Origin of the sequence: Xanthomonas sp. NCPPB 1638 (genome assembly GCF_041475635.2) — a bacterium.
Lineage (GTDB): Bacteria > Pseudomonadota > Gammaproteobacteria > Xanthomonadales > Xanthomonadaceae > Xanthomonas > Xanthomonas cucurbitae.
The window spans coordinates 3,687,922-3,706,884 of record NZ_CM192984.1 but is presented as its reverse complement, the minus strand read 5'-3'; the positions used below and the strand labels follow the sequence as shown (position 1 = coordinate 3,706,884).

Genomic DNA, 18,963 nt, shown 5'->3' with positions numbered 1-18,963 from the left:
TGGATGCGGGGCGGCGGATCGTGCCGGTTGACTGGGCGGGGACTGCATCGATGACACTCGGTGCGGAATCCGTGGATGGCACGCGGGCCTTGCAAATAGCAGTGGGCGTAGAATCGCCCCATGAGTACGCCTTCCCCCAACTACCCCACCCTCCAATCCATCGGCTGGCCCTGGCCTGGTCCTCCCGAGGAGGCCGCCTGGCAGGCGATCTTCGCTGCGCATCCGCAGGCATTGCCGGCGCGGGTGGTGGAGCAGCATCGCACCGGCTATGTGGTGGCCGATACGCCGGAGGCAAGCCTGAAGGCCGAGTCGTTGCCGGAGTGGCAGCGTCCGCGCTTTCCCAGCCATGAGCGGGCGGCGGTGGGCGATTGGGTGCTGATGGAGGGCAAGCGCATCGTGGCGCTGCTGCCGCGGCGCACCTCGATCAAGCGCGGGGCGGCCGGTGAGCATTACCACCAGCAGGTGATCGCGGCCAATATCGATACGGTGTTCATCGTGTGCGGGCTGGATGCAGACTTCAATCCGCGCCGCATCGAGCGCTACCTGTTGCTGGTGGGCGGCGGCGGTGCGCAGCCGGTGGTGGTGCTGACCAAGGCCGACCAGACCGAGTACGCCGAGGATGCGTTGGCGGTGCTGGAGGAGCTGGAAGCACAGAACATTCCGTTGCGTGCGGTCAATGCGCGAGATCCGGCCAGCGTGGCGGTCCTGCGGCCGTGGCTGGGCGATGGGCGCACCGCGGTGCTGGTGGGCTCGTCCGGTGTGGGCAAGTCCACCTTGACCAACACCTTGCTGGGCACCGAGAAGATGAAGACCAACGCGGTGCGCGAGAACGATTCGCGTGGCCGGCATACCACCACGCATCGTGCGTTGATTCCGTTGCCCACCGGTGCCTGCCTGATCGATACACCCGGCATGCGCGAACTCAAGCCCACCGGCGAGGAAGATCTGGCCGAGGGTGGCTTTTCGGATGTAGAAGCGCTGGCGGCGCAGTGCCGCTTCAGCGATTGCGCGCATCTGGCCGAGCCGGGCTGTGCGGTGCAGGCGGCGATCGCAGCTGGCGAACTGGATCCGGAGCGAGTGGCCAACTACATGAAGCTGCGCGTGGAAGTGGCCAGCGCGGCGGAAAAACTCGCCATCCGCGTGGCGCAGAACACCCGTGGCAAGGGGTCGGGCAAGCGCCCGGCCAGCGTCGATCGTTCCGGGCGACGCTGAGCATGCCATTGCGCAAGGGTCCGCCGGAGATCGTCCACCACGCGGCGCTGGATGCGCGCCTGGTCAAGGCCGTGCGCGGTGTGCGCCTGCTCGCCCTGGCGAGCTGGCCGCGCTCGCTGCAGGAGCCGTTCCTGCAAAGCGTGGCGCGCGGGCAGCCGGAACTGCCGCAGGTGGAGTACCCGGTACTGGATTTTACCGATACCCGGCGCGAGCTGGCCGCAATTGCGAAAGCGGCCGATCCGCACCATCCGATTGGCGCCTACCTGATCGATTCGACCCATAGCTGGGATCTGGCCGCCGGCCTGCTGGAGTCGCTGGGGACCGCGGCGGTCAGCGATTATTCGGCGCAGTTGTTCGGCGTGCCCGACGACCCGATGCCGGGCAACGGCCCGAGCACGCGCGAGGCGGCGCGGCATTTCATCCAGATCGCGCAGGAGCTGGACCGCGAATTGCTGGCGCCGGAAGAGCAGGTGCCGGTGTCGGCTACCGCCTTGCGCATGCAGTTGCAGAACGACCTGGACGGCTTCTTCGAAGGGCGCGTCATCACCGTGACGCTGGACCCGGATCTGCTGGCCAAGGCGGCGGCCGGCGCACACCGTATCCGCCTGCGCAGCGGCGCGACCTTCAGCGATTACGACCGCGCGCAGCTGTTCCATCATGAGGCGCTGGTGCATTCGCTCACCGCGCTCAACGGTCGCGCGCAGCTGCATCTGCCCAGCCTGGGGATTTCCTCGCCGCGCACCACCGCGACACAGGAAGGCTTGGCGACATTTGCCGAGCAGATCACCGGCAGCATCGATATCGAACGCATGAAGCGCATCAGTATGCGCATTGAGGCGATTGCGATGGCGCGGGCAGGCGCGAATTTCATAGAGGTGTTTCGCTACTTCACCAATGGCGGGCAGAACGCGGCGGAGAGTTTTTCCTCGGCGCAGCGGGTGTTTCGCGGGGTACCCACCCATGGCGGTGGTGCGTTCACCAAGGACACGGTGTACCTGCGCGGTTTGGTCGCGGTGCACACCTTCTTCCGGCATGCCCTGCAGCGCGACCAGTTGCAGCTGTGCCGCTATCTGTTCGCTGGCAAGATGGCCTTGGGCGATGTGGCGCGGTTTGCGCCACTGTTCGACAGCGGTGTGCTGGTGGCGCCACGCTGGCTGCCGCCGTGGGTGAGCCGGGTCAGCGGGCTGGCCGGCATGCTGGCGTTTTCGTTGTTCGCCAATCGCATCCGCATGGACCAACTGCAGCCGCCAGCGATCAATGTGTGAACTGTGCGACGCAGTGGCCTCTTCGCAATGATGGAGCGACTACATCCATGAACACATTCGATGCTCACCACGCGCTCTACACGATGCTGCAACGGGCAGAACTGCACACTGGCTGCCTCGCCCGAGATGGGCAACAACGCGAGGCAATGCGATGAAGATCCTGATGGTGCTCACGTCCCACGATACGCTGGGCGACACCGGTAAGAAGACCGGCTTCTGGCTGGAAGAGTTTGCCGCGCCGTATTACGTGTTCAAGGACGCTGGTGCCGACATCACCCTGGTCTCGCCCAAAGGCGGCCAGCCGCCGCTGGACCCGAAGAGCGACGAACCCGATGCGCAAACCGAGGCGACCAAGCGCTTCAAGCAGGACAGTGCCGCGCAACAGGCCCTGGCTAGCACGCATCGTCTTGCCGACGTAAAGGCCGACGACTTCGATGCGGTGTTCTACCCGGGTGGCCACGGTCCGTTGTGGGATCTGGCCGAAGACGCGCACTCGATCGCGCTGATCGAAGCCTTTGCCAAGGCGGACAAGCCGCATGGTTTGGTCTGCCATGCGCCGGGCGCACTGCGTCGGGTCAAGGGCAGCGACGGCAAGCCGCTGGTCAATGGCCGCCGCGTCACCGGTTTCACCAATGGTGAGGAAGAGGGCGTGGGCCTGACCAAGATCGTGCCGTTCCTGGTGGAAGACGTGCTGACCGAACTCGGCGGGCGCTACGAGAAAGGTGCCGATTGGGGTGAACATGTGGTCGCCGATGGCACGCTGGTGACCGGGCAGAATCCGGCGTCGTCGGAGAAGACCGCGCAGACCCTGCTGGAACTGCTGAAGCGCTGAGTCGCCGGCCGACGTGCGGTTTTGCAGCAGCGGTGGCGAAAGATGCATCGCTGCTGCCACGTGCACAGCGCAGTCTTGGGACAGCGCAGTCTTCGGTATGCCGCCTGCGTTGGGGTATGCCGCTCGAGTGGAAATGCGTGCGAAGCCCCTCTCCCATCGGGAGAGGGGTTGGGGTGAGGGTACGGCCGATGCACCAGCCAAGCCGCCGCACCCACATCGATCAATCAATACGTTCCAACCAGCGCACGGCATACCCCGGCAGTACAAGGCGCATGTCATCGCCCAGTGGTGCTGCAGCCGATTCGCTTCGATCTCCCAACACTCGCCAACGGCCGTTGACCTTGCCCGCAAGCTCCGCGTGCAGCGGTCGATCACTGAAGTTGTGGAGGGCGAGAAAGCTCTCGCCACGCGTCAGTGCAAACAACTGCGCATCAGCCAACCGGATGCTGCCCAGTGATTGATCTGCAGCAAGCACTAGTAGCGCTGCACGTTGCCGAATCAACGCGTGCAGCCGCTGATAGATCTGTCCACTCACACTGTCACGATCATGCCGTTGCGCCGCGCGTTGCCAGTCCATGACCGGCCGATGCAGCCAGCGGCCCTCGTGCCGGCGTTCGGCATCGCGGCGGTAACGGGTGTCGTTGGGCAAGCCGAGTTCGTCGCCCATGTAGATCAGCGGGATACCGGGCATCGCCAGGGCGAGCGCGTAGAGCAGCACCAGCCGGTCCACTGCCAGCGCCAGCGCTGTCGCATCTGCGCTTTCAATGGCCGCCTGGATGCCGGTCAGCGCCGCGGCCATGCCGTTGGTGCCATGCACGCCGTCGCCGCTGCTCTGGAAGGGTTCGCCGCGCGCGTAGCTGCCAGGCACCTCGTTGGCATAGAAGCGCGCGACATCGCGTAGTGCGAAGGGCGGCTGTGCGGCATTGCCTGCTGCTTCGTGCTGCAACACGTTCCAACCGATGTCGTCGTGACAACGCACATAGCTCAGCCACGCGCAGTTGGCCGGCAGCGGTGGGCTGGTGCTGATGACGTGATGCAGGAGATCACCGCGTTGCAGTGCCAATGCCGACCAGCCAGCCGCCATCAGCGTGCTGTGGTAGGCCAGGTGACATTCATGGCCCTGGTCGGCGCCGCTGCCGAAGTACGGTGGCAGTTCGGCCATCGGCACGATGGCTTCGGCCTTCATCGCCACCGCCGGCGCCACGATATCGGCCACCGCACGCAGCGCGACCAGGAGGGTGTGGGCCTCGGGCTGGTTCATGCAATTGGTGCCGGGGCGCTTCCACAGGTAGGCGGTGGAATCCAGGCGGAAGGCTTCCACGCCCAGGTTGGCCAGCTGCAGCAGTGCCAGCGCCATCTCGCCGAACACCGCCGGGTTGCTCCAATTCAGATCCCACTGATAGGGATAGAACGTGGTCCACATCCACTGCCCGGTGGCCTCCATCCAGGTGAAGTTGCCCGGTGCGGTCTGCGGAAAGACCTGCACCAGCGTGCAGTCGTACTGGTCGGGAAGCTGGCGGTCGGCAAAGTGGTGGTAGTAGTCGAGGTAACGCGTGTCGCCGGCCCGTGCGGCGCGGGCCCAGGCATGGTCGTCGGCAGTATGGTTGAGGACGAAGTCCGCACACAGGCTGATGCCGGCCTCGCGCAGCCGTGTGGTGAGCGCGACCAGATCGTCGTTGCTGCCGAGGCTGGGGTCGACCTGGCCGTAGTCGCTGACGGCAAAGCCGCCATCGTTGTCGCCGGCGCGTGCGCGCAGAAACGGTAGCAGGTGCAGGTAGCGCACGCCTAGCTCCTGCAGGTAAGGCACGCGTTCGGCCACGCCCTGCAGCGTGCCGGCAAAACGGTCCACGTAGGCGCTGTAGCCCAGCATGTGCTGCTCGCCGAACCAGCCCGGTTTGCGCGTTGCGTCCAGCTGTTGCAGCGCCTGCGGACGCTGCTGCGCACTGCGGCCAAGCGCAGCCAGCCAGTGTGTGAGCCATTGCGCGTAGTCGCTGCGCTCGCCATACAGCGTGTGCAGCGCCGCCAGCAGGCGCGTTGCGTGGCGATCGAAGCGCGCCAGCAGCGCGCCTGCCTGCGCTGCATCCAGCGACGCGGCAAATGCCGCGCGCCATGAGGTGAGATCGTTGGGGGAGGTGCTCATTGGCAGCGGCCGGGCAGCGCCCGGCACGGGGTCCTTAGAAGTCGTAACGCAGGCTGATGCTGGTGGTACGGCCGGCGATCGAGCGCGCGCGGATGATGCCGTTGGCCGGAATGCTGGCCTCTTCGGCTTCGGTCAGGCCAAAGGTGTTGAACAGGTTGTTGACATTGAGCGCCACGGTGAGCGCGTCGGTCACGCGGTAGTCGCCGAACAGGTTCACCTGCGTATAGCCCGGCATCTTCAACTGGTTGGAATCCTGGGTGTAGGCGTCGGTGGTACCGATCAGGTTCACGCCGAACTGGTAGCCGTCGCCGCGGTAGCTGGGCGTGAGCTGCCACACCACATCGGCTTGGCGACGCGGCACATTGCCGGTGTTTTCCGGGGTGATCTGGTCGCGGGAGATTTCTGCATCGGTCCAGGTCAGGCCGCCGTTGACGGTGAAGCCTTCGTAGCGGTAGCTGGCTTCCAGCTCCACGCCGTGTGCTTGGTAGCTCCGGTTGAAGAAGCGCTGGCTGGTGACTTCGAAGTTTTGCTCCTGGGTACGTGCGGAGAACGCGGTGGCGAACAGGCTCAATCCATCGCGGCGCCACTTCAGGCCGGCTTCGGCCTGGCGTACCACGTTGACGCCTTCATCGGACGATACCGAGCCGTCGTCGCGCACCACGCCGAACAACAACCGGTCTGCGTTGGCGCGTGCGCCGCGGCTGATGCGTGCAAATGCGCCCAGGTCGTCGTTGATCAGGTAATTGGTGCCCAGCGAATACGACAGGTAGTTCCAGTCGTAGTCCACCGGCCGTGCGTTGACGGTGTCCACGGTGGCCACGCGTTGTTCCACCGGCTGGATGACGCCATCGCCGTTGACGTCCAGGTTTTGTGCAATGGCGGTGCCGTTGTAGCTGCCGCGCGCATCGCCCATGTCGTAACGCAGGCTGCCGTCGATGCTGAACTTGCCGCTGTCGAAGGTCAGTGCCACATATGGTGCATTGACGTCGTAGCGCACGTCGTAGCTGCGGGTGATGCAGCAGTCGCCCCAGAACGGTGTGCCATAGGCGTACAGGCCGTTCTGCGAGCGCGACACGCCGCCGGCGTCGACCACGTCGAGCAGGCGCGAATCGCGGCCCAGGCTCTGCACGTAGGAGTTCCAGGTCCAGTCCATATCGATGGTCTGGCGCGAGCTGTAGTAGCCGGCGCGCAGGTTGAGGGTGCGGCCGTCGCCACCGAACTCGCGCGAGACACTGAGGTCGTTGGTGACGTTACCCAGGTCGTTGATGGCGACATTGAACAGATGGGTGCGGATGGCGTTGCCGGTGTAGGCCTGGCCGGCATTGGGGCCACCAGCTTCCACCAGCTGCGCGCCGGCGCCGCCGATGGACGATGCCAGCGATGCGGCATCGGTGACTTCGGCCGGGAACGGGCTGACGAAGCGGCCGCTATTGTCGGCGACGCGGAATTTCTCGCTCAGGTTCCAGCCGTTGCCCAGGTCGAACCAGGCTTCGGCACCGATGGTGCGCGAGATCGGATGCATGCCATCGCCCAGGTCGGTGCGGCGTGCCCGGTTGTTGCCGTCCAGCCCCACATCAGTGCGGAAATTGCGGCTGTACAGGGTGTCGTTGCCGGGATCGAAGCCGGGGAAACCACCCAGGTCCGGCGCGCCATCGCGGCCGCGCACGGAGGTGGGCACCGGCAGGTAGCCGGCGGCGCGGTCGTTGAGGTATTTGCCGTACAGGCGTACGTAGCCGTTGTCGAACAGGCGGGTGAGGTTGGCCTTGAGCTGGCCACCCTTGTCGGTGGTGTAGCCGGCATCGCGCACGCCATCGCCCTGGCGGAAGAAGCCGCCGATGTTGAACTGCCACTGCTCGGCAAACGGCGCGCCGTAATTGAAGTCGATGCGGGTGTTGTCGTAGTCCAGGCCGCGACTGATGCCGACGCTGCCGCCTTCGGTGTCGCCGGTCTTGCTGATGAAGTTGATGATGCCGCCGGGCGCATTGCTGGTGAACGTCGAGGCCGAGCCGCCACGAATCGCCTCGATGCGGTCCAGGGTGAAATCCGAGCGCAGGAAGATGTCGGCGTTGCCGAAGGCGATGTCGCCGAACTCCATCACCGGCAGGCCGTCTTCCTGCAATTGCAGGAACTTGGCACCGCCGGATGCGACGGGGAGGCCGCGCACGGCGATGTTGGCATTGCCTTCGCCGCCGCTGGACTCGGAGCGGATGCCTGGGATGTTGCGGAAGATTTCGGCGGTGCTGCGCGGCGCCGACTGTTCGATGGCCTCGGCGCCGACGGTGCTGACCGAGACGCTGGATTTCAACTTGGTGGTGGCTGTTGAGGTGCCGGTGACGAACACCGCGTCCAGATTGACCGCAGCACTGTCGGCAGCTGGCGGTGTGGCGGGCGGGGCGGCGGGCGTGTTCTGTGCCAGCGCGGCGGGCGCGCACAGGCAGGAGGCGACCGCGCAGGCCAGGGCATGCAGGCGCAGGGTATGCAAGGTGGACATCGCGATTCTCTCTCTCACAAGTGGTGGTCTGCCGACGCCTGCAGCGTCCCCTCCCAGGGACTGGTCGTGTGGCCTGCAGTGCGAGCACAGTAATACGCCGCACTACAATCGATTGCAATCCTGCAATGCAGCATTGAAAGGCATTTTTACAGCGTCTATTAAATCCGTAAGATCTGTTGCAGTGCAGCGTTACAATCGATTGTATAAGCCGCAAGGTACAGTACGCTGTGGCCATCGGGTGCCGCACCGATGCCCAGGGTTCTACATGTCGTCGACCGCGTCTCCGTTCTCCTTCGCGCGCATCCTGGCACTCAATGCCGGCTTCTTCGGCGTGCAGTACAGCTTCGGGCTGCAGCAGAGCAACATGAGCCCGATCTACAACTACCTGGGCGCCGACCACGCCAGCCTGCCCTACCTGTGGCTGGCCGGGCCGATCACCGGGCTGGTGTTGCAGCCGTTCGTGGGCGCCTGGAGCGACCGCTCGGTGACCCGCTGGGGCCGGCGCATGCCGTACATGGTGCTGGGCGCGTTGGTGTGCAGCCTGTGCCTGCTGGCGATGCCGTTCAGTACCGCGCTGTGGATGGCGGTATGCCTGCTCTGGGTGCTGGATGCGGCCAACAACGTGGCGATGGAGCCTTACCGTGCGTTGGTCAGCGACGTGCTGGCGCCGCCGCAGCGGCCGTTGGGCTATCTCACCCAGAGTGCGTTCACCGGGCTGGCGCAGACGCTGGCGTATCTCACTCCGCCCGTGCTGGTGTGGATGGGCATGAACCAGGACGCCGCCAATGCGCACCATATTCCGTACGTCACCATCGCCGCGTTCGTGATCGGCGCGGGGTTCTCAGCCGCCTCCATCCTGCTCACCGCGCGCAGCGTGCGCGAGCCGGTCATCCCGCCGGCCGAGATTGCGCGCATGCGCGAGCGCGGTGCCGGCCTGGGTGCGGTGGTGCGCGAGATCGGCGGTGCGTTGCGCGACATGCCGCCGACCATGCGCCAGCTGGCGCCGGTGATGCTGTTCCAGTGGTATGCGATCTTCTGCTACTGGCAATACATCGTGCTGTCGCTGTCGACCACCTTGTTCGGTACCACCGACGCCAGCTCGCACGGTTTCCGTGAGGCGGGCCTGGTCAACGGGCAGATCGGTGGTTTCTACAATTTCGTCGCGTTCCTGGCGGCCTTTGCGATGGTGCCAGTGGTCCGCCGTTTCGGTCCCAAGGTCACGCATGCCGCGTGCCTGCTGGCGGCAGGCATCGGCATGTGGATGCTGCCGGGCATCGAAAACCGCTGGCTCCTGCTGCTGCCGATGATCGGCATTGGCCTTGCCTGGGCCAGCATGATGGGCAACCCCTACCTGATGCTGGCCGACAGCCTTCCACCCGAGCGCACCGGCGTGTACATGGGTCTGTTCAATCTGTTCATCGTGCTGCCGATGCTGATCCAGATCGTCACCCTGCCGCTGTATTACGACCGGTTATTGCACGGCGACCCACGTAATGTGATCCGCCTGGCTGGGGCGCTGATGCTGGCCGCGGCGGTGGCGATGCTGTGCGTGCGCATCCGCAAGTCGAAAGTGATCTTGGCAGACTCGTAGGAATACCTGGCTGACATCGCCGGCTGCCGAAGATGCGAGACGTGCATGCCTGCCGGGTTGCCTGGGTTGGCGAATACGGTGGACCGACTGGACGCCCGTCCCCCTCATCCGCCCTTCGGGCACCTTCTCCCGCAGGCGGGAGAAGGAAGCGGGCTGCCGGCTGGTATCTCCGAAGCCGCGATCCGCAATCCGCAATCCGCAATCCCAATCAGCAATCAGCAATCAGCAATCAGCAATCAGCAATCAGCAATCAGCAATCAGCAATCAGCAATCCGATTTCCAATTCCCGATTCCCGATTCCCGATTCCCGATTCCAGCCTCACGCCGACTCGCGCACCACCAGCTTCACCGGCATTTCAACCGATTCCACTGCTTCGCCTGCGATCAGCGCCAACAGTCGGTCTACCAGCAGGCGCGCGGCCAGGCTCAGATCCTGCCGCACCGTGGTCAGCGGCGGCTGGCTGTAGGCGGCCAGCGGGATGTCGTCGAAGCCCACCAGCGAGATGTCCTGCGGCACGCGGTGGCCGGCCTCGACCAGGGCGCGGATGGCGCCCACGGCAATCACGTCGGAAGCGGCGAACAGGCCATCCGGCGGGTCGGTCTTCTTGAGCATGGCGCGGGTGAGGCGGTAGGCATCTTCGCTGACGAAATGGCTGCGCGCATGCAGCCGGGTGTCGAACTCCAGCCCATGCTGTTCCAGCGCATGACGGTAGCCGGCAAAGCGCGGCGCCACCTCGGGCAGCTGGTCATCGCCAAGGAAGGCGATGCGCTGGCGGCCGCTGGCGATCAGGTGTTCGGTGGCAAGGGCGCCGCCCTGGAAGTTGTCGCTGCCTACGCTGATGTACGACTGCCCATCGATGCGGCTGCCCCACACCGCCATCGGCAGGCCGTCGCGTGCGGCCTGGTCCAGCGCGGTGTGTTCGGAACTTTGCCCCAGCACGATCACCCCATCGGAGCGGTTGCCGCGTGCGAGCTGTTCCACCCAGCCATCCTGGTGCCGGTCCAGCTTGGATAGCAGCATGCTGTAGCCGCGGCCGGTGAGTTCTTCGGCCAGCAGCGCCAGCATGGTCATCAGGAACGGATCGGACAGCGGTTGATCCAGCGCATGCATCAGCGGCACCGCCACGCTTACCGTGTTGGAGCGCTTGGCGCGCAGGCTGCGCGCGACCGGGTCGACCTGGTAGCCGGCATCGGCGGCGATCTGCTTGATGTAGGCGCGGGTCCGCTCGGCCACCACCGGGCTGCCGGCCAAGGCACGCGACACGGTGGACTCGGACACACCCGCCATGCGCGCGATGTCGGCCATCTGCGGGCGTGCATTGGGCGGGGTGCGTTCTGAAGGTTTGGCCATGGCAGCGCACTGCGGAAAAGCCAGAGTGTAATCAGTTCGCATTGCAGGCGGGTCGTTCGCGCAGTGGCGGCCGCTTGTGCGCGCGGGCAGGGCGCACATGCGCACGGATCTCCTAGCCCCGGACGTACAGGGAAGGCGGGCAGCGGAACCTGCAGCCGTGCGCGGCGAGAGCGTGCTGTGCGTGCAGCGCAACGGCCGTGGGTCGCGCGCCCGCTCACCCCATGTAGAGGCCGCCGTTGACCGCGTAGTCGGCACCGGTGACATAGGCCGCATCGTCAGACGCCAGCCAGGCGCACAGGCCGGCCACTTCCGAGGGCTTGCCCAGGCGGCGCACCGGCACCGAGGTGGCCAGGCGGTCGAGCACATCCGGTGGAAAGCTGCTGATCGAGGCGCTGGCGATATAGCCGGGCGAAATGGTGTTGACGGTGACCCCGCGCGAGGCGACTTCCTGCGCCAGTGCGCGGCTGAAGCCATGCATGGCCGCCTTGGCGGTGGCAAAATTGATCTGCCCGATCTGGCCCTTGTGCGCGCTGACCGAACCGATGTTGACGATGCGCCCCCACCCGCGCGAGGTCATGCCGTCGACCACCTGCTTGGTGATGTTGAACAGCGAATGCAGGTTGCTGGCGATCACCGCATTCCAGTCGTCGCGGCTCATCTGACGGAACAAGGTGTCGCGGCTACCGCCGGCGTTATTGACCAGCACATCGATCTCGCCCACTTCGGCCTTGACCTTGGCGAATGCGGCGACGGTGGAATCCCAATCGGCGGCATTGCCCTCGGACGCCACGAAATCAAAGCCCTGCTCGCGCTGCTCGCGCAGCCAGGCTGATTTGCGCGGCGAATTGGGGCCGCAACCGGCCACCACGGTATGCCCGCTGCGCGCCAGCTTCTGGCAGATCGCGGTACCGACACTGCCCATGCCGCTGGTGACGTATGCGATGCGGAGAGTCATTGGTTTTAACTCCTTCGGAGTTTGGGAATGGGGAATCGGGAGTGGGGAATCGGTAGAGCAAGAGCCGCTTTTGCGGTTTCTTTTCTTCTACGTGGAAGTCAAGAATCGAAACGGCCGCACGGCGCCGCTCTTACGATTCCCGATTCCCGACTCGCCATTCCCGGCAGCGGTCAGCGCGCCAACGGGAAGAGACCAAACACCAACCCGCCGCCAAGCATCAACATCGAAATCAGCACCGCCCACTTCAGCGTGAAGCGTTGGTGGTCGGCGAAATCCACCTTGGCCAAGCCTACCAGCAAGTAGGTCGATGGCACCAGGGGGCTGAGCAGATGCACCGGCTGGCCGGCCAGCGAGGCGCGCGCCATTTCCACTGGGGTGATGCCGTAATGGCCGGCAGCTTCGGACAGGATGGGCAGCACGCCGAAATAGAACGCGTCGTTGGACATGAAGAACGTGAACGGCATGCTGACGATGGCGGTGATGACTGCCAGGTACGGCCCCCAGCTATCGGGAATCACCGCCAGGAAGCTGCGCGACATGGCCTCCACCATGCCGGTGTTGGACAGGATGCCGGTGAAGATGCCGGCGGCAAAAATCAGCGACACCACCGACAGCACGTTGCCGGCATGGTTGACCAAGCGACGACGTTGTTCGGCCAGATTGGGATAGTTAATCATCAGCGCCAGCGCAAAGCCGATCATGAACAACACCGGCATCGGCAGCACGCCCACCACCAGTGCGGCCATCAACGCCAGGGTCAGCACCAGGTTCACCCACAGCAGCTTGGGGCGCTTGATGTCGTCGGTGTCTTCCACGCGCGGCAATGCGTCGTTGTCATCGGGCAGGCTGGTCTCCAGCCAATTGCCATCGGCCGGTAGGCGCACCACGCCCAGGCGTCGGCGCTCGCGCATGCCCAGCCACCACGCCAGCACAAGGATGCCGGCAATGGCCAACAGCATGGCCGGCACCAGCGGCACGAACACATCGGCCGGATCCACGTGCAGGGCGGTGGCGGCGCGCGCGGTGGGGCCACCCCATGGGGTCAGGTTCATCACGCCACCAGCGAGGATGGTCACGCAGGTCATGTTGAGCGCGTTCATGCCCAGGCGCTGGTACAGCGGCAGCATCGCCGAGACGGTAATCATGTAGGTGGTGGAGCCGTCACCGTCCAGCGAAATCAGCATCGCCAGGATCGCCGTGCCCATCACGATCTTCAACGGGTCGCCCTTGACCAGGCGCAGGATGCGCCCGACCAGCGGGTCGAACAGGCCGGCATCGATCATCACTCCGAAGTAGAGGATGGCGAACATCAGCATCACGCCGGTGGGCGCGATCTTCTTGATGCCGTCGAGCATCATCTCGTTGATGCCGGTACCGAAGCCGCCCAGCAATGCGAACACGATCGGCACCGTAATCAGGGCCACCAGGGGTGACAGCCGCTTGCTCATGATGAGGTACATGAAGGTCATCACCATTCCGAAACCGAGCGCGGTCAGCATGCGGGCGAATCCTTTGGGGCGTGCAACAGGGGAGGATGAAACCCATCGAAGCGCGGGGCGCGCGGCGATGGCGAGACGGATGGATAGGTGCGCAGGGCAGTACGCGTGCGTCTGCGTGTTGAAGACGCATCGCCTCGCCGCAGGAGCGGCGTCGTGGCCGCATGAACATGCGCCATGCAGCTGTTACGTTGACCGTTGGCGCGACAGTGCGGTGCATCAGAAGTCGTACTGGAAGCGGCCGGTCACCGCCAGCGTGTGGTCCACCACCGCATCCATGGTGCGATCGCGGTTGCGGCTGTCGATGACGTTGAGCATCACGCGCAGGTTCGGCTTGAAATACCAGTTGCCGCCCAGCGTCCACGATTGCGTGCTGGCATCGATGAAGTTGGGCTGGCCATCCATGTGCTGGTCGCCGCGCATGTAGTCGTAACGCAAGGCCAGTTCGAACGCGCCACGGCGATGATTGGGCGTGGCGATGCGGCTGAAGCGGCCGGTCTTGCGGTCGTAGCCGCGCGATTCGCCGGTGACGAACCAGCTGACCAGGCCATAGCTGGCCAGCACCTTGGCATGCTGGCTGCCATCGTCGAGCAGGCCGCCGCTGAATTCGCTCTGCCACGACCATGGGCCGAGCACTTCGGCATATTCCAGCGACCACTTGTCGAAATCGGTATCGCGGCCATCGGCAAACCGCGCCAGGGTGATGCGGCTGTTGTTGGCCAGATCGTTTTCCGGCCGCGGGCGGATCAGCAGCGGTGCGGTGCCGGCGCTGCCGGGACGCGCGTAGCGCTCGTGCGCCAGGGAGACACCCAGATGGCGCAGGCGCGCCTGGCCCATTTCCGGTGCGAAGGTCAGGCGCGTGCCCAGTGCGCCACCCTTGGTGGCCGAGTTGTCGATGCTTTCCAGGCTGTAGAGCGCCGTGGACCAGGTGGCATCCGGGCGATTGGCCTGCCAGGAGATCGCCTTGCGGTAGATCGGCGCCAGCGTGGTGGCCGCATAGCCGCGTTCCAGGAACGGACCGTAGTTGGAGCCGGTGCGGTCGTCCAGCGAGAAGTACTGCTTGAACTGCCCCACGGTCAGCGTGCCGGCCGCGAACTTCTTGGCGAGATAGACATCGCGCGCCAGGATGCCGCGGCTTCCGGGTTCGTACTGCAGGCCGGCGAATTCTGCTTCGGCCTTGTAGTTGAAGCCGTAGAACTTGCCGGCCACATCCAGCCAGGCACGGCGGACCTGGGTGTCGTTGCGCTCGGGTGCACCGCGTTCGTCGTTATCGAATACGGTGAAATCCCAATGGAGACGCCCACCCAGTTCGGCAGTGACCGGCCCTTCGTCATCGGCCGCATGTGCCGCCGGTGCCAGGCAGAGTGCAGCACAGACAGTGAAGGCACGCAGGCGCAAGGTGTCGTTGCTCACAGACTCTCCAGGGACATGTGTGGATCACGTTCAGCGATTTACCGCACAGACCGCCGCGGCGCGTTGGCAGCAGCCTAGTCCCGGGAAGCTGTCATGGACCTGTCGTTGGGGGGGAATGGGGAATCGGGAATGGGGAATCGCAAGAGCGGGATTGGGGCAGCGGAATTGTCGGGGCGTAGAAGCTTTTATTCGCCGGGCCTGTTACCTTCCGGCCGCGACCCATCGCCGTTCCGATTCCCCATTCCCGATTCCCCATTCATGCGCCTGCTGCTAGTCGAAGACAATGCCGACCTCGCCGATGCCATCGTGCGGCGGATGCGTCGTAGCGGGCATGCGGTGGATTGGCAGGCGGATGGGTTGGCCGCGGCGAGCGTGTTGCGGTATCAGAGCTTCGATCTGGTGGTGCTGGATATCGGCCTGCCAAAACTCGACGGATTGCGCGTGCTGGCCGGGATGCGCGAGCGTGGCGACTCCACGCCGGTGCTGATGCTGACCGCGCGCGATGGCATCGAAGACCGTGTGCAGGCGCTGGATGTCGGCGCTGATGATTACCTGGGCAAGCCGTTCGATTTCCGCGAGTTCGAAGCGCGCTGCCGCGTGCTGCTACGGCGTAATCGCGGCCAAGCCAGCGAGGTGGTGCAGATCGGCGGATTCGTGTTCGATAACGCCGCACACACGTTGATGCTCGACGGCACGCCGATCGAATTGCCCAACCGCGAATACCGCTTGCTGGAAATCCTGATCGGGCGCTTGGGCCAGGTAGTGGGCAAGGACGAGATCGGCAACGGCCTGTTCGGTTTCGACGACGATGCCGGGCCGAACGCGATCGAGCTGTATGTCGGCCGCCTGCGGCGCAAGCTGGCAAGCGCGCCGCTGCGCATCGTCACCGTGCGTGGCGCCGGCTACAAGCTGGAAGCAGCCGACCCGCATGCACCGGTGGAGCCGGGTAGCGATGGCTGAGCCGCTGATGGTGGCGCCGTCGATCCGGCGCACCTTGCTGCTGTACCTGGGCAGCCTGTCGCTGCTGGGCGCGGTGGTGCTGTTCTTTGCCGCGCGCGACTACGGCGAGCGCGCGGCCAATCGTTCCTATGACCACCTGCTGGTGTCCTCGGCACTGTCCATCGTCGACAGCGTGGCATTGGTCGGCGGCCACTGGCAGGTGGATCTGCCGTATGCCTCGTTGGACCTGCTCGGCATGGCGCCGGAAGATCGCGTGTTCTATCGCGTCTTCGACGCGCAGGGCCGCACCATCACCGGCGAGGACAGCTTGCCGATGCCGGCGCAGGTACCCAGCGATAAGCGGCCGGTGTTGTTCGATGCGCAGTACAGCGGCGAGCCGGTGCGCTTTGCGGTGGTGATGAATCGGGTGGCTTCGGCTTCCGAGCAGGGCGAGGTGCGCGTGCAGGTCGGCCAGACCCGGCGTGCGCGCGATGCGGTGGCGCGCGATGTGGTGCTCAATGCCTTGATCGCGATCGGGGTGTTGTCACTGCTGGCGCTGGGCCTGGTGTGGTTGGGCGTGTACCGCGCGTTGCGGCCGTTGCAGCGGATCGAGCGCGATCTGTCGCGGCGCGAGCCGTCCGACCTCAAGCCCCTGAGCGTGCCGGCACCGCAGGAAATGCAGCTGATGGTGACCGCGCTCAATCGCTTCATGGCACGGCTGTCGTCCAGCAACGAGACCTTGCGTGCGTTCATGGCCGAAGCCGCGCACCAGATGCGCACGCCGCTGGCCGCCTTGCGTGCGCAGGCGCAGCTGGCCATGGACGACGACGACCCGCGCGAGATGCAGCGCAGCCTGGCCGCGATCGAGCGCAATGCCAGCCACATGAGCCGCTTGCTCAACCAGTTGCTCAGCGATGCCAGCGTGATCCATCGCGCCAACCTGCAGCGCTTCGCCACCGTGGATCTGGCCGAAGTACTGCACCAGGCGCTGCACGAGGCCTTGCCGCGCAGCGAGGGCGCACCGCGCGTGCAACTGGCCATCGACCCGCAACCGGCGCTGTTGCGCGGCGATGCGCTGCTGCTACGCGAAGCGCTCAAGAACCTGATCGACAACGCCTGCAAGTACGGCGCTGGCGCACCGCTGCAGGTGGCACTGACCAGCGACGGATATCAGCACGTGCTCACCATCGCCGACCATGGCCCCGGCATCCCGGCCGCCGAAGCCGAGCGTGTGTTCGAGCGGTTCGTGCGCGGTCCGGATGCACCTGCCGGCGGCGCCGGGCTGGGACTGGCCATCGTCAAGCGCGTGGTGCAGGCGCATGGCGGACGCATCGATCTGGCCAACCGGATCGGCGGCGGCCTGATCGCCTCGCTGCATTTCCCTGGAGGAACCGCATGATGCGTGCGGCATGGCTACTGGTGTTATTGCTGCTGCAAGGTGTTGCCGCTGCGGCGCCGGGCGAAGTGCGGCGGTTTCCGGCACGCGGTGCCGCACAGGCGCAGCTGCGCGTGCAGGGCTCCACCGACCTGGAGGTGTTTGCGGCGGTGATCCAGGACTACCAGCGCCTGCATCCCACCACCGAAGTGGTGTACGAGGACGTGATTGCCTGGGACATCTACGATCACTACCTGCACCCGGGCGGAAACGCGATCCAGGCGGACATGCTGATCAGTGCCAGCATGGATCTGCAGACCAAGCTGGTGAACGATGGCCACGCATTGGCGCACCGTTCTGCGCAGACCGAGGCATTGCCGGCCTGGGCGCAATGGCGGCACGAAGTGTTTGGCATCAGCTACGAGCCGGTCGCCATCGTTTACAATACGCGCAAGCTCGATCCCGCGCGGGTGCCGCGCACACGGCGGCAGTTGCTGGCATTGCTGCGCGCAGCCGACGCGCCATTGCGCGGCAAGGTGGGTACCTACGATGTGGGGCGCAGTGGCGTGGGCTATTTGTTCGCCACCCAGGACGGCCAGGTGGGCAGCATTGCCGGCGCGCTGCTGGCCGCGCTGGGGGCGAACCAGGTCAGGCTGGAAGAGCGCACCGGCACCTTGCTTGATCTCGTCAGCCGCGGCGAGTTGTTGCTGGCCTACAACGTGCTCGGGTCTTACGCACAGGCGCGCATCGATGCCGGCGCGCCGCTGGGGATCGTGCAGCCGCAGGACTACACGCTGGTGGCGCTGCGCACCGCGGTGATTCCCAGGACCGCACCGCACGCGCCGGAGGCGCGCAGGTTCCTCGATTATCTGCTGTCGCCGCGCGGCCAGCAGGTGCTGTCGCGCGAAGCGCGGCTGATGCCGATCCTGCCCGCCGCCGGCGGTCGTGGTGGTTCGGCGCAACCGCCGTTCCGGCCGATTCCGCTTGGCCCTGGCCTGCTGGTGTATCTGGATAAGCTCAAGCGCCGTCAGTTCCTGGAAGCCTGGCTGGCCAGTACGGCGCCACCGCGCTAGCGCAGGCGGCAACCTCGTGCTGCAATGGTGATCGAGGCGAGCGGCAATGTGCGCCGCCGCGCGATGTCCGGCGCTGCATGCGGGTGTGTTCTGGCGGTGTCCGCGCGCGCTCCCGTCGCCTGCGTGCATGCAGGGGCAAGCGTCGGTGCGGCACAGTGAGGCGTCGCTGTGCCAGACTTGGCGCATGGCCGATCCCACCATTCTCGTCGCCGACGACCACCCGTTGTTTCGTGCCGCCGTGATCCATGTGCTGCGGCAGACCCTCCCGCAGGCCGAGGTGGTGGAGGCCTCCAGTGCCGCCACGCTGAGTGCGATGCTGTGTGCGCATCCGCACGCCGAGCTGGTGCTGCTGGACTTGGCCATGCCGGGTGCGCGCGGGTTTTCGGCGCTGCTGCACGTGCGCGGCGAACACCCGGACATTCCGGTGGTGGTGATCTCCTCCAACGATCACCCGCGGGTGATCCGGCGGGCGCAGCAATTCGGCGCGGCCGGCTTCATTCCCAAATCCACTCCGGCCGAAACCATCGGCACGGCGGTCGCCAGCGTGCTCGACGGATGCACCTGGTTTCCACCGATGACCGCCGAACGCTCGGAGGCCGATGCGCAACTGGCCTCCAAGCTGGCGCAATTGACTCCGCAACAGTTCCGCGTGCTGCTGAGCCTGGCCGACGGCTTGCTCAACAAGCAGATCGCGCACGAGCTGGGGCTGGCCGAAAACACCGTGAAGGTGCACGTGACCGCCATCTTGAAGAAGCTCGACTGCTACAGCCGCACCCAGGCTGCCGTGCTGGTCAAGGCCTTGGAGCCGGAAGGCGAGGGCTGAGGCAGCT

14 protein-coding genes are annotated in these 18,963 nt (G+C 65.6%); 8 read left to right on the top strand and 6 right to left on the bottom strand.

Annotation, left to right across the window (positions count from 1 at the left end; all coding sequences use genetic code 11):
• Positions 1 to 120: 120 nt before the first annotated feature.
• The 3 genes from rsgA (at position 121) to ACCQ13_RS16005 (ending at position 3,309) form a co-directional block, all read left to right on the top strand.
• A complete protein-coding gene (rsgA, locus tag ACCQ13_RS16015; protein ID WP_274391974.1) occupies positions 121 to 1,212 on the top strand; it encodes a ribosome small subunit-dependent GTPase A in 1,092 nt (363 codons plus the stop codon).
• A 2-nt stretch (positions 1,213 to 1,214) separates the two neighbouring features.
• Positions 1,215 to 2,477 carry a flavohemoglobin expression-modulating QEGLA motif protein gene (locus ACCQ13_RS16010; protein ID WP_159407543.1) on the top strand — a complete coding sequence of 421 codons (1,263 nt, stop codon included), beginning with the start codon at positions 1,215 to 1,217 and terminating at the stop codon, positions 2,475 to 2,477.
• A 151-nt stretch (positions 2,478 to 2,628) separates the two neighbouring features.
• Positions 2,629 to 3,309: a type 1 glutamine amidotransferase domain-containing protein gene (locus ACCQ13_RS16005; protein ID WP_104602600.1), complete on the top strand. Its 681-nt coding sequence runs from the start codon at positions 2,629 to 2,631 to the stop codon at positions 3,307 to 3,309.
• A gap of 220 nt (positions 3,310 to 3,529) precedes the next feature.
• Here ACCQ13_RS16005 and ACCQ13_RS16000 read toward each other — a convergent pair whose 3' ends face one another.
• The gene (locus ACCQ13_RS16000; RefSeq protein ID WP_159407542.1) at positions 3,530 to 5,449 is read right to left on the bottom strand and encodes an alpha-amylase family protein; all 1,920 of its coding nucleotides are present in this window, start codon (positions 5,447 to 5,449) and stop codon (positions 3,530 to 3,532) included.
• A 34-nt stretch (positions 5,450 to 5,483) separates the two neighbouring features.
• Entirely contained in the window at positions 5,484 to 7,940 is a 2,457-nt protein-coding gene (locus tag ACCQ13_RS15995; protein WP_167526940.1) for a TonB-dependent receptor, read from the bottom strand.
• A gap of 265 nt (positions 7,941 to 8,205) precedes the next feature.
• Between ACCQ13_RS15995 and ACCQ13_RS15990 the strand changes: the two genes are divergently transcribed.
• Entirely contained in the window at positions 8,206 to 9,531 is a 1,326-nt protein-coding gene (locus tag ACCQ13_RS15990) for an MFS transporter (RefSeq protein ID WP_104602597.1), read from the top strand.
• Positions 9,532 to 9,850: 319 nt separating this feature from the next.
• On the opposite strand, the gene ACCQ13_RS15985 is transcribed toward ACCQ13_RS15990, so the two are convergent.
• The 4 genes from ACCQ13_RS15985 to ACCQ13_RS15970 form a co-directional block, all read right to left on the bottom strand.
• Complete coding sequence (locus tag ACCQ13_RS15985) at positions 9,851 to 10,882, bottom strand: LacI family DNA-binding transcriptional regulator (RefSeq protein ID WP_104602596.1); 1,032 nt, start codon at positions 10,880 to 10,882, stop codon at positions 9,851 to 9,853.
• Between the two features lie 214 nt (positions 10,883 to 11,096).
• Positions 11,097 to 11,837: an acetoacetyl-CoA reductase gene (phbB, locus tag ACCQ13_RS15980; protein ID WP_064510408.1), complete on the bottom strand. Its 741-nt coding sequence runs from the start codon at positions 11,835 to 11,837 to the stop codon at positions 11,097 to 11,099.
• Positions 11,838 to 12,007: 170 nt separating this feature from the next.
• The gene (locus ACCQ13_RS15975) at positions 12,008 to 13,336 is read right to left on the bottom strand and encodes a CitMHS family transporter (protein ID WP_159407540.1); all 1,329 of its coding nucleotides are present in this window, start codon (positions 13,334 to 13,336) and stop codon (positions 12,008 to 12,010) included.
• Between the two features lie 216 nt (positions 13,337 to 13,552).
• The gene (locus ACCQ13_RS15970; RefSeq protein ID WP_104602594.1) at positions 13,553 to 14,746 is read right to left on the bottom strand and encodes an OprO/OprP family phosphate-selective porin; all 1,194 of its coding nucleotides are present in this window, start codon (positions 14,744 to 14,746) and stop codon (positions 13,553 to 13,555) included.
• Between the two features lie 258 nt (positions 14,747 to 15,004).
• Here ACCQ13_RS15970 and ACCQ13_RS15965 point away from each other — a divergent pair, with 258 nt between their 5' ends.
• The 4 genes from ACCQ13_RS15965 (at position 15,005) to ACCQ13_RS15950 (ending at position 18,956) form a co-directional block, all read left to right on the top strand.
• The gene (locus ACCQ13_RS15965; RefSeq protein WP_104602593.1) at positions 15,005 to 15,706 is read left to right on the top strand and encodes a response regulator transcription factor; all 702 of its coding nucleotides are present in this window, start codon (positions 15,005 to 15,007) and stop codon (positions 15,704 to 15,706) included.
• The gene (locus ACCQ13_RS15960; RefSeq protein ID WP_104602592.1) at positions 15,699 to 17,084 is read left to right on the top strand and encodes a sensor histidine kinase; all 1,386 of its coding nucleotides are present in this window, start codon (positions 15,699 to 15,701) and stop codon (positions 17,082 to 17,084) included. The genes ACCQ13_RS15965 and ACCQ13_RS15960 overlap by 8 nt, the downstream gene beginning before the upstream one ends.
• Positions 17,084 to 18,133, top strand: coding sequence for an ABC transporter substrate-binding protein (locus tag ACCQ13_RS15955; RefSeq protein WP_104602615.1), 1,050 nt, complete (start codon positions 17,084 to 17,086; stop codon positions 18,131 to 18,133). The genes ACCQ13_RS15960 and ACCQ13_RS15955 overlap by 1 nt, the downstream gene beginning before the upstream one ends.
• 184 nt (positions 18,134 to 18,317) lie before the next feature.
• Positions 18,318 to 18,956: a response regulator gene (locus tag ACCQ13_RS15950; RefSeq protein WP_104602614.1), complete on the top strand. Its 639-nt coding sequence runs from the start codon at positions 18,318 to 18,320 to the stop codon at positions 18,954 to 18,956.
• Positions 18,957 to 18,963: the final 7 nt, after the last annotated feature.